7 protein-coding genes and 2 pseudogenes are annotated in these 9,891 nt (G+C 63.4%); 5 read left to right on the forward strand and 4 right to left on the reverse strand.

The genetic code is table 11. From position 1 onward, the window contains the following. Positions 1-12 precede the first annotated feature (12 nt). The 5 genes and pseudogenes from J7I86_RS21820 to J7I86_RS21840 form a co-directional block, all read left to right on the forward strand. On the forward strand, positions 13-1,041 hold the full coding sequence (locus J7I86_RS21820; RefSeq protein WP_214822953.1) for a LacI family DNA-binding transcriptional regulator: 1,029 nt from the start codon (positions 13-15) through the stop codon (positions 1,039-1,041). A gap of 232 nt (positions 1,042-1,273) precedes the next feature. Next, positions 1,274-3,949 carry a CBM35 domain-containing protein gene (locus J7I86_RS21825; protein ID WP_286180142.1) on the forward strand — a complete coding sequence of 892 codons (2,676 nt, stop codon included), beginning with the start codon at positions 1,274-1,276 and terminating at the stop codon, positions 3,947-3,949. Positions 3,950-4,034: 85 nt separating this feature from the next. Beyond that, positions 4,035-4,277: a hypothetical protein gene (locus J7I86_RS21830; protein WP_214822954.1), complete on the forward strand. Its 243-nt coding sequence runs from the start codon at positions 4,035-4,037 to the stop codon at positions 4,275-4,277. Positions 4,278-4,708: 431 nt separating this feature from the next. Next, positions 4,709-5,755, forward strand: coding sequence for a LacI family DNA-binding transcriptional regulator (locus J7I86_RS21835; protein WP_214822955.1), 1,047 nt, complete (start codon positions 4,709-4,711; stop codon positions 5,753-5,755). Positions 5,756-6,386: 631 nt separating this feature from the next. Further along, a pseudogene (locus tag J7I86_RS21840) lies at positions 6,387-6,569 on the forward strand (Tn3 family transposase); the annotation flags it as partial. A gap of 202 nt (positions 6,570-6,771) precedes the next feature. Here J7I86_RS21840 and J7I86_RS21845 read toward each other — a convergent pair. The 4 genes and pseudogenes from J7I86_RS21845 to J7I86_RS21860 form a co-directional block, all read right to left on the reverse strand. Further along, the gene (locus J7I86_RS21845) at positions 6,772-7,488 is read right to left on the reverse strand and encodes a hypothetical protein (RefSeq protein WP_214822956.1); all 717 of its coding nucleotides are present in this window, start codon (positions 7,486-7,488) and stop codon (positions 6,772-6,774) included. Then, positions 7,392-7,673, reverse strand: a pseudogene (locus J7I86_RS21850) (carboxylesterase family protein); the annotation flags it as partial. The pseudogene J7I86_RS21850 and the gene J7I86_RS21845, both read right to left, overlap by 97 nt. Positions 7,674-8,124: 451 nt before the next feature. Further along, positions 8,125-9,564 carry a carboxylesterase family protein gene (locus J7I86_RS21855; protein ID WP_214822957.1) on the reverse strand — a complete coding sequence of 480 codons (1,440 nt, stop codon included), beginning with the start codon at positions 9,562-9,564 and terminating at the stop codon, positions 8,125-8,127. Continuing rightward, the coding region (locus J7I86_RS21860) for a hypothetical protein (protein ID WP_214822958.1) at positions 9,561-9,891 on the reverse strand (331 nt) is incomplete at its 5' end. The genes J7I86_RS21860 and J7I86_RS21855, both read right to left, overlap by 4 nt.

Raw genomic sequence — 9,891 nt, forward strand, 5'->3', positions numbered from 1 at the left:
TATGATGGGTCCATGACTCACCCTCCTGCGACCCTGGACCGACCGGCCACAATCGCCGACGTGGCCCGCCTGGCGGGGGTGTCAGTCCCGACCGTCTCGCGCGTGCTGACCGGAGCCGCACGCGTAAGCGAGGAACGCCGCCACCGCGTCGACAAAGCAATCGCCTCACTGGGATACCGCCCCAGCGCAGCGGCCCAGGTGCTGGCATCCCGACGCTCGATGACCATCGCGATCGTGGCGGCGAACACTTCCCGCTACGGCTACGCCGAAGCCATCCGCGGGGTCGAGGAATCCGCACGCGCGGCCGGTTACGCCGTCATCATCGTCGTCGTCGAAAGCGAACGGAACGATGAAGTGCGCGCCGCCGTCGACGCCGTACTGCGCCAGTCCGTCGCCGGCGTCGTCATCCTGAAGTTCGACCCTCCCGGCGTCGCAGCACTCAAGGCCCTCCAATCAGCGGTACCGGTAGTGGCGCTCTCCGGCGTCCCCGAAGCAGGCGTCCCGCAAGCGGTCCTGGACGAATCCGAGGCCGCCGCGGCACTCACCGAACACCTACTGAACCTCGGCCATGCGACCGTCCACCACGTGCGGATCCCGCCCTCGGGCAAGGAAGACGGGCGGACCACAGGATGGCGCCTGGCACTCCAACGCCACCGCAAGTGGGTCCCCCCCATAGAGGACGTCTCATGGGATGTCACCACCGCATACGAGATCGGCACCCGACTGGCGAAGGACCCCGAGGTCACCGCTGTCTTCTGCGGAAACGACGAAACCGCGATGGGCCTCATCCGCGGCGTCTTCGACTCCGGCAAGAAAGTTCCCCGGGACATCAGCGTCGTCGGGTTCGATGACCACCCCCTGGCCTCGATGTTCATCCCAGCCCTGACCACCGCCCGCCAGGACTTCGCCGAACTCGGCCGGCACGGCACAGCACAGCTCATGGCCCTCCTCGAGGGCGAATCGCCGCTAGCCCTCGAAACCGTAGAACCCCCACTCGTCTTCCGCGAGAGCACCGCACCCCCCTCCAAACACCCCCGCTGACACCTCCCCACCCGCGCCCGGGCTCCTCCGTGTCCCACCCCTTCTTGAAACCGCTTTCAACCATCGGTTGATTCGGTTCGTTGCTCATGAGCTGCGCCACGCCCTCATCCCGCCCGGCACCTTCGACCTAGGCAGGTGATCCACCCAACCCGCTTCCGGAGACGGCAACTCCCATCACCCCACACTGCACCCAAATTTCCAGAAATCCCTACACAGTACGAAGGAGTACCTCTTGAACGCCCACTCGAGAACCAAAGACCGGAACGCCGGCCGTACCGCCGCCGCAGTGACGGCGGCCGCAGCTGCACTGTCCCTGGGCATGGGCTGCCTTATCGGCAGCCCCGCGGTAGCCGCCACAACCGATGCCCTCAACGTTGATCTCTCCCAGAGCACCGGCACCTTCCGCGGAGGCTCCAGCGGCGCCCTCTATGGGATCAGCGATGACGGTGCGCCCACCCAGGCAGTGCTCGACGGCGCCCGTGTCACCAACGTCTCGCAGAAACCGCCAGGCGGCACTCAACACCCCAACGGCGACGCCCTCGACGTGGAGAAGTCTTTCTTCGCCTCAGGCTCGAAGGACCTCTACGTCTACACCCAGGACGAGTACCCGGACTGGGCCTACAACGGCGGGTCACGTCCGGGGGACGCCAACAATGATGGTGTCTGGGACTACCTCCCCATACTCCAGGCAGCAGTAGAGAAGGTGGCGACCCAGTCGGCGCACCCGGAGAACTACAAATTCATCCCGTTCAACGAACCCGATGCCGGCAACTGGTACCCGAACTGGTCAACGCAGAAGACCCAGTTCCTGGCCGACTGGAGCGCGGCCTACGACACCATTCAAGGGGTCTACGCTGCCCATGGCCTCGGCCACGCCAAGATCGGGGGGCCTGGTGACGCGAGCTGGCACGCAGACCGCAGCACAGACCTCCTAACATACGCAAAGGCCCACAACCAGCTTCCCGATGTGTTCATCTGGCATGAGCTCGGCACTGGGAACCTCGGGACTTTCCGCGGCCACGTCGCCCAATACCGCCAGATCCTCCAAAACCTCGGTATCGCAGACATCCCGGTGAACATCACCGAATACGGGATGCTCCGGGACATGGGCGTGCCCGGGCAACTCGTTCAATGGATGTCGATGTTCGAAGATGCCAAGGTCGACGCACAGACCGCGTACTGGAATTATGCCGGCAACCTTAACGACAACAGCTCCCGGAACAACGGCGCCAACGGCGGCTGGTGGATGTTCAAGTGGTACGGGGACTTGGCCGGCGCGCAGACCGTGAAGGTCACCCCGCCCCAGCTGAACGTCGCCGACACGCTCCAGGGCATCGGTGCCGTGGACGTTGCGAAGAAGAAGGCCACCGTCCTGCTCGGTGGCGGCGCCAACGACGTCGCCCTGAACGTAGCCGGGATCAACACAGCAACTTTCGGCACCACCGTCAACGTCGTGGTGCGCCAGGATCGGCTCACCGGCGCCGAGGGCGCCTCGCTCCAGCCTCCCGTTGTCCTGTCCACCACGGCGACCGTCATGGGAGGTAAAGTCTCAGTCACGATCCCGAACAAAGACCGCTACTCGGCCTACCAGGTCGAAGTTACCCCCACTCTCATGGCCTCCCAACCCGCCGCCGCGGACCGTATCAACACCACCGAGGCCGAGAACACGACCTTGACCGGGGCAACCGTCGCCGCCCAGGACCCATCCAGGGAATGGTTCACGATGGCCTCGAACGGGCAAGACGTGGGCTCCTTCAACACCGCGGGCTCTGCCGCCACCTGGAATGTCACCGTCCCGCGGACCGGCCCCTACCGTCTCAGTGTGCTCGCCGGCGCGAACCAGAAACCTGGCCAGCACGCGCTCTTCATCGACGGCGCATACAGCCAGCTGATCAAATACTCGGCCGACCTGAGTTGGACCTACCGGGGGACCACCGACGTCACCGTCAACCTCACCGCGGGAACCCATGCCCTGTCCGTCCGTGCCAGCAAGGACGGCACCACCGTCCTTCCCGGGGCCGACATCACCCTGGACCGATTCGACCTCTACGACATCACCAATGGAGAACAAAGCACCTACCCGGCCATTGACGCACGCCTCGCCGGCGGCGCTGCAATCTCCACGACGGGGGCCGCCTCGCTGAACGGGTCCGCAAGCGCGACATTCTACGCGGCCACCGCCGAGACTGGCTATTACGACATCAGCACGAAATTCCAGACCACCGGTTCCTCAACGCCGACCCTTAAAGTCAACGGACGGTCGGTGCAGCTCCCGGGAGCAACCCAGGCCGGGGCGTGGAATACGACCGCCCGCGTATTCCTTCCCCAAGGAGTCAACGAGCTCACAGTAACCGCACCCAACGGCGCAGACATCAGCGCCATCACCACCGCCCGAGGCGCCGCCCAGAAGGCCTCTGATACCGATGGAACCAATGTGTACCGTGCCGAGGCAGAATCCCTGCCGCGGGCCGGCACCGCACGAACCAACACGGCAGCTGCCGGCTCCAACGGCTCGGCCGACGCCTCGGGGACAGTCAAGGATGTCGGATACATCGGCAACGGTGCGGGCAATACCCTCAGCATCCCGCGCCCGACCGGGTTCGGAGCCGGCGAGTACCAACTCGTCCTAGGCGTTGCCAACGCCGACAAGTCCGCTGCGATCAACTACAACCCCCAGGTGATCAGCCGCTTCCTTGACATCAGCGAGAGCGGAGCCGCAACCACCCGCGCGACCTTCCGCCACAACTACGCATGGAACAGCTTCTGGGACAAAACCGTTCCGCTCAGTCTCACCACAGCCAGCGGAACCCTCGTCATGGGCAACGCGACAGCTTACGGGCCCGACATCGACATGGTAACCCTCGCGAAGTTCGTTTCCGGCGCTCCGACAATCACGCCGGGAAGCTAAAACGACTTTGGAGCCAGGGTGGTCTCCATGGCCATTGAAACCATGGAGACCACCCTGCACGCAGCTGCGAGCCCACGGCACTGGCTTGGCTACGCAGAGAGTCCACCTGAGCTTTGCAGCCGAAGCCCACCACATCGAGCACCCGCTTTCCTTCGGCGCAGACCGAAGACGTACGCAGTCTCCCGCGGGTATCGGCAACGTCGCAGACGAACACCAACGCCTCACCGGCAAGGTCACCGGAGTCCATGCTGGCAACACCAACAAAGGGGTCGAGCTGCTGATTATCGGCGAAGCCGAAAGGTGCCCCCCAAAGTCCTCGAACAGCTAAGAGACAAACACGACCTCACCCTCATCGGCATGCCGGGTACTGACCAACGCTTCGGTCACGATCCCCAGCCGTACAGCCGCCTTGGCCCCTCCCCCTAATACCGAACCCCTCGGACAAGTTCTCAACCGTCACAACCCCAATGACCCTGAAAGCTGGCTTCGACACCATGCGCCTGGCTAAGGGATCACCTGGACTCAGCGGCGGAACAGGATTCGCCGAACTGGATTCCATCACGATCACCCCCTGATACCAGCTCCAACACCGAGCAACTTATTTAGGAAGGCGCGACTCCCGGCACGCTGGGGGTCGTGCCTTCCATAACCTCAACAACAAAACACGAAGCCCATCTCTGCAGCAACCCAAGGACTGCTTGAGAGCAAACGTCCGAACCGGTTCGGCAGGGAACTGGAGATAGCCACTGGAGGACCCGCATGACGGCCACAGCTAGCCCCCTCTCAGAGTCGCCCGTGATGAAGGACGTCGCACGGTTCGCCGGCGTATCCCACCAGACCGTATCCCGCGTCATCAACGACCTCCCCCACGTCAGCGCAGACGCCCGCCAACGGGTTGAACGAGCCATCCACGAACTCGGGTACCAACCAAACACCCTCGCCCGCGACCTCCGTCAACGCACGCCCCGGACCATCGGTGTCCTAACAACCAGGTGGACCGGTTACGGGCCCATGCAGGCAATCCTGGGGGCAGAAAAAGCCGCTAAGAAGGCAGGCTACTCCGTCAGCCTGTCAGCCTTAGCCGCGCACACTTTAACTAACATTCAAAGCGCCGTGGAGAACTTCGCCAGCCAACCTGTCGTCGGCATCATTGTTCTGACCCCCCATCACTGTGTCGTAGCTGCGCTTGAACAAATCGACGTCAGAATTCCAATCATTGCGGCAGGTTGTGCCTCCAATGGCGTAACCCTAAGCATCAACTCCCGCCAGAGACTTGGAGCGCGGCTTGCCGTCCAACACCTGCTGGCACAGGGACACACACGAATAGGTCACCTGTCCGGCCCACCGGGTTGGACTGACTCCGCCGAACGTAGAGCAGGGTGGCAAGAGGCCCTGGATGAAGCCGGGTTGGAAGCCGAAACCCTTCTCTGGGGTGATTGGAGCGCCCGAAGCGGCTACGACGCCAGCGCGAAGCTGGTCTCCGACGGGACAGTGACCGCGATGTTCGCTGCCAATGACCAAATGGCACTCGGCCTGCTCCGCGGGATCCACGAATCAGGTAAGAAGGTTCCAGCAGAAATGGGCATTGTTGGTTACGGCGACCAACCCGAGGCCGCATATTTTTCCCCGCCACTGTCCACCGTGCGGCAAGACTTCGAAGCCTTGGGATCACTCTGCGTGGACGCACTACTCAACGAAGAATCAGCCAAACTGCGAGCTGTTTCGACCCCTGACCCAGTCCTGGTCATAAGAAACACCAGCGCCCGCCTGCCCGATCTGGCAGGATCCCTCGACACCCGCGTCTGATCGAGTGCAAGGTGACATCCCTGGGCGACCAGCTTCCGACTGTAATCAGGCCACATAAATGTCGGGGCTGACGTCGTCAAGCAGCCACGGCTTACCCTGGCCCAAGGCGTCCAGGCACGGCCCCGGCCCGAGACTTTGTTCCATGTGGTTCAGGAGCACTGCCATGTCGCTGCTACCAGCCCACTGTCGCAGTACGTTTGCGCCGGTGCAGAGTCCACGCACAATCGATGTGCTCCCGCGAAGTCGCGGAGATTCTGCAAATTAGTACTGACGGTGTGAAGAAGCACCTGACCTCGGTCCGCGGGAAATTCCAGAACGGAGAGGAACCGCTGTCACGTCTCGCACTCAAGCAGCGCGTAATCGCCGGAGCTTGGCTCCTCCACTAACGACTGCGAAAATTGTTCGCCCGCACTGACCCACTTTCTTAGAAGTGGAACACTCCAGGATGAACACTGCCCAATTGGTCCTGAGATCAGTTAATGCAGAGAAGCTTGGAACCGATCTTCGTGTCCTTCGCCCAGGAAGGAGTCAGACCTCAGCGGCTGTGAGGCGCTATCGCCCGCACAAGGTCAATTGACCAAGATCGAAACTCACTGGACGGCCATGTTGCGCGTCATCGGATCTTTCAGGTTACCGGCTGGCCCGCAAGGTATTCCATGGCAGGCGTGGCCTGATCTAGCAAAAATACCGGGAAGGCCAAGAAGACCAACTCGGTGCCCTCGGGCTTGTCGTGAATGCGATCACCCTTTGGAACACCCGTTACCTCGACGCCGCCGTTACCGAGCTCCGCGCGCTCGGTGGCGGTGTTCTCCCGGTGCTTTAAAGCGCCTTCGGAGCGGATGCCCTGAGCCGGTGTCGCGCACAGTCGGCCAGTTCGGCAGCAACGATCCTCCGGCGAGGATCCCAGAAGCATCCGCGGTGCAGGTACTGGTCGGCTATGGGCGATCGATTCCTCTGAAGGTCTCGAGCACATTGATGGCGTGCGTGGTCGGGTCGTAGGGCATCTTGCCGATGCCCTACGTGGTGGGGATGGTGGTCACCGGTTCCCGCAATTCATCGCTGTTGCCTGATGCGAGGGCGAGGAGGGCGTCCCGATCGAAGGTGTCGCGGAGAACTTGCTCCCCACTGGCATCACGCCGAATCTGGCCGACGATGCCGTACATCTCCGTGCCGTGGACGGCATGCGCTCCTTCGACGGAGCCGACGGCAAGCAAGTGTGCGCTTCCTCCGGCCGCAGGGTGCGCGAGCGCGCCGCGGGCCTGGGGCAGGGTGAAGGAGAAGTCGGTGAGCAAGGCTCCACGGACCTCAACGGGGGTGCGGCCGTCGACGTCGTACGCGGGGATGAGGTTCCGGGTAGCGAATTCTTCGACCAGGCTTTCGGTGCTGCCGGGATCGAAATCCTCTGTCCTGTGCGGGACCCACCAGCCGGTCTCGTGAGTTGTGCTGATGAAGAGAATGTCGACGTCGCGGCGTCGCCCGGACTCGAGGACTGTCATCGGATGATCTGCGAGGACGCCGTTGGGCTGTTTCCGGTCATCGACAATGGCGATGACCTCATTGTCCACGCCGTGGGCTGCGCCAGGGTCCGACGATTGCGTCTTGCTCATCGTCTCGGGGAGGAGCTCTGCGTCGATGTTCAGCAGCTGCTCGGGAGCGTCCTGGATCCCGAGTGCGGTGAGGACCGCCAGCGCGCGCTCTTCTGCCCCCCAGGCCGGCACCAAGCGTGAGGGCATGCCCGAGAAAGCGGCGATGTGGTGGTACAGCCCGTCGGTCGAAGGTGGGCCGAGCAGGGCAACGCGGAGAAGGCCCCGGCACTGTGGCCTGTGAGAGTGACGTTGTCCGGCTCGCCGCCGAAGCGGGCGATGTTTTCTCGTAGCCACCGGAGGGCGGTGATGATGTCTTGCAGGCCGAGGTTTGTGGCTTCCTCGAGATCACCGCCGTATTGCGAGAGGGAGAGCGTTCGGGCGGGCCGAGCCGGTAGTTCAGCGACACCCCGAGGCGCGACCGGTCGCGGCGAGTCCGGACGCGTTCGAAGTGGTCTGGGTGTTCGCGCCTAGCATCCAACCGCCGCCAAAGATATAGACGATAACAGGCAGGGGCGCGTCCGCGGCGTCTTCGGGGCGCCCAGACGTTGAGGTTCAGTCAATCCTCACTGAAGCCGTTGTCGGCTTCGAGCCAACTTGTCTCCCCAACTTGGAGCGGGGCGGGTCCCTTCTGGTCGTACGGCAGGTCAGGGTTGAAGGGAAGCAGGGTGGGTCGGCGGAATCGTTCGGCGGTGGCGAAGGACCAAGCCAAGAGCCTACGGCGTGCTGCTCCGCGGGGGCAGAGTTGGTCATGGTGAATTCTCCAGTGTCAGGTGGTTGATCGGGTTATGGGCGTTCGATGCCATTGAATAGCTCGAGCACGGTTTCCGCGTGGGTGGTCGGGTCGTAGGTCAGGTTGCCAATGCCCTTCGCTGTGGGAGTGGTGGTCACTGGCGCCCACAGTTGGTCGGTGTTGCCTGATGCGAAGGCCAGGAGGGCGTCGCGGACGAAGGTGTCGCGAACGATCTGCTCGTCGCTGGCGCGGGGGCGTTCCTGTCCGACAATGCCGTACATTTCGGTGCCGTGGACAGCCGGGGCTCCCTCGGCGGAACCGATCACGAGGCGGTGTGTGGTGCCGCCAGCGGCACTGTGTGCGAGGGCTGCGCGTGTGACGGGAAGGGTGAAGATGTAGTCAGTGAAGAGGTCAGCACGCACTTGGGCGGTGCTGCGGCCGTTGATGCTGTAGGCGTCGACGATACGCTTTGCCCAGCTTCGAGGGATGCGGGACTTGAGGACGAGTTCGTCGATCAGGTGGTCAAGGCTGCCGGGGTCGAAACCGGCGATTTTGTTGATGACCCAGTAGTCGACTTCTTCGGTGGCTGAGCTGAGGAGGATGTCGATGTCGCGGCGCCGGCCGGATTCGACCACGGAAAAGGGATGCCCGATGAGGACTCCGCCGGGCTGGGCGTGGTCATCGACGATGCCCAGCGTGGTGTTGTCGACACTGTTCCGTTCACCGAGCTCACGGGGACTGACCTTGGCCAGGCTGGCGGCAAGCAGTTGCGCGTCGACGTGCAGGAGTTCTTCGGGCGCGTGCTGGAGGTTGAGTTCGCGCAGCAGTCTTTCTGCGAGTTCTTCGGCCCACCAAGCGGGAACGGTGCGTGAGGTGGCGCCGGAGAACGAAGCGATGTGTTGGTATAGGCCGTCAGCTGCGGGGGCGGCTAAAAGCGCGATGGAGGACATCGATCCGGCGCTGTGCCCGGTGACGGTGACATTACCCGGGTCGCCGCCGAAGCGGGCGATGTTCTCCTGCACCCACCGCAGTGCGGTGATGATATCTTGCAAGCCCAGGTTCGTCGCCTCTTCAAGTGCGCCGCCGTACTGCGAGAGGGACAGCCACCCGAACGGGCCGAGCCGGTAGTTGAGAGACACCCCGATGGCGCGTCCGGTCGCGGCGAGTCCGGACGCGTTCGATGTAGTCTGCGTGTTCGCCCCAAGCTCGAACCCGCCGCCGAAGATGTAGACGATCACGGGCAGCGGTTCATCGTCGGCGTTTTCGGGCGCCCAGACGTTGAGGTTCAGACAGTCCTCGCTGAAGCCGTTGTCGGCTTCGAGCCAACTGGTTTCCCCAGCTTGGAGCGGGGCGGGGCCTTTCTGGTCGTAGGGCAGGTCGGGGTTGAAGGGAAGCAGGGTGGGGCGGCGGAAGCGTTCGGCGGTGGCGTAGGGAATACCCAGCCAGGAGCAAACTGCGTGTTCATTCCTAAGGGTGCCGATGGTGTCGGTCATAGGTGAGTCCTTTCCCGGAGCTCAGTCGGTTCCCGGGGTTGTAGAGTTATCGGCGGTAGAAGCGCCTGGGGGCGGTGCGTTGTTGCGCCCACAGCTTGAGGCGTTCGGCGATGGCGCGTTCGTATCCGTTGGCGGTCGGTTCGCAGAAGGTCTGTCGGGGTATGCCATGGGGGGAAATAGTCGGCACCGGAGAACCCGGCGCCGGTGTCGGGGTCGTACTGGTAGCCCTTGCCGTAGCCGAGGTCCTTCATCTGCACCGCGGCAGCGAGCGTGGCTGAGTCAACGGGTTCTTCCAGGTGCTGTACCTGTTCGATCATGTTCAGCAGG

It is taken from the genome of Arthrobacter sp. ISL-95, from assembly GCF_018613695.1.
Classification (GTDB): Bacteria; Actinomycetota; Actinomycetes; order Actinomycetales; family Micrococcaceae; genus Arthrobacter.

Excerpts from the sequence above, each read along its gene's own strand:
- J7I86_RS21845 (WP_214822956.1), bottom strand. The coding sequence starts at position 7,488 with ATGCCCTCACGCTTGGTGCCGGCCTGGGGGGCAGAAGAGCGCGCGCTG.
- J7I86_RS21820 (WP_214822953.1), top strand. The coding sequence starts at position 13 with ATGACTCACCCTCCTGCGACCCTGGACCGACCGGCCACAATCGCCGAC.
- J7I86_RS21855 (WP_214822957.1), bottom strand. The coding sequence starts at position 9,564 with ATGACCGACACCATCGGCACCCTTAGGAATGAACACGCAGTTTGCTCC.
- J7I86_RS21835 (WP_214822955.1), top strand. The coding sequence starts at position 4,709 with ATGACGGCCACAGCTAGCCCCCTCTCAGAGTCGCCCGTGATGAAGGAC.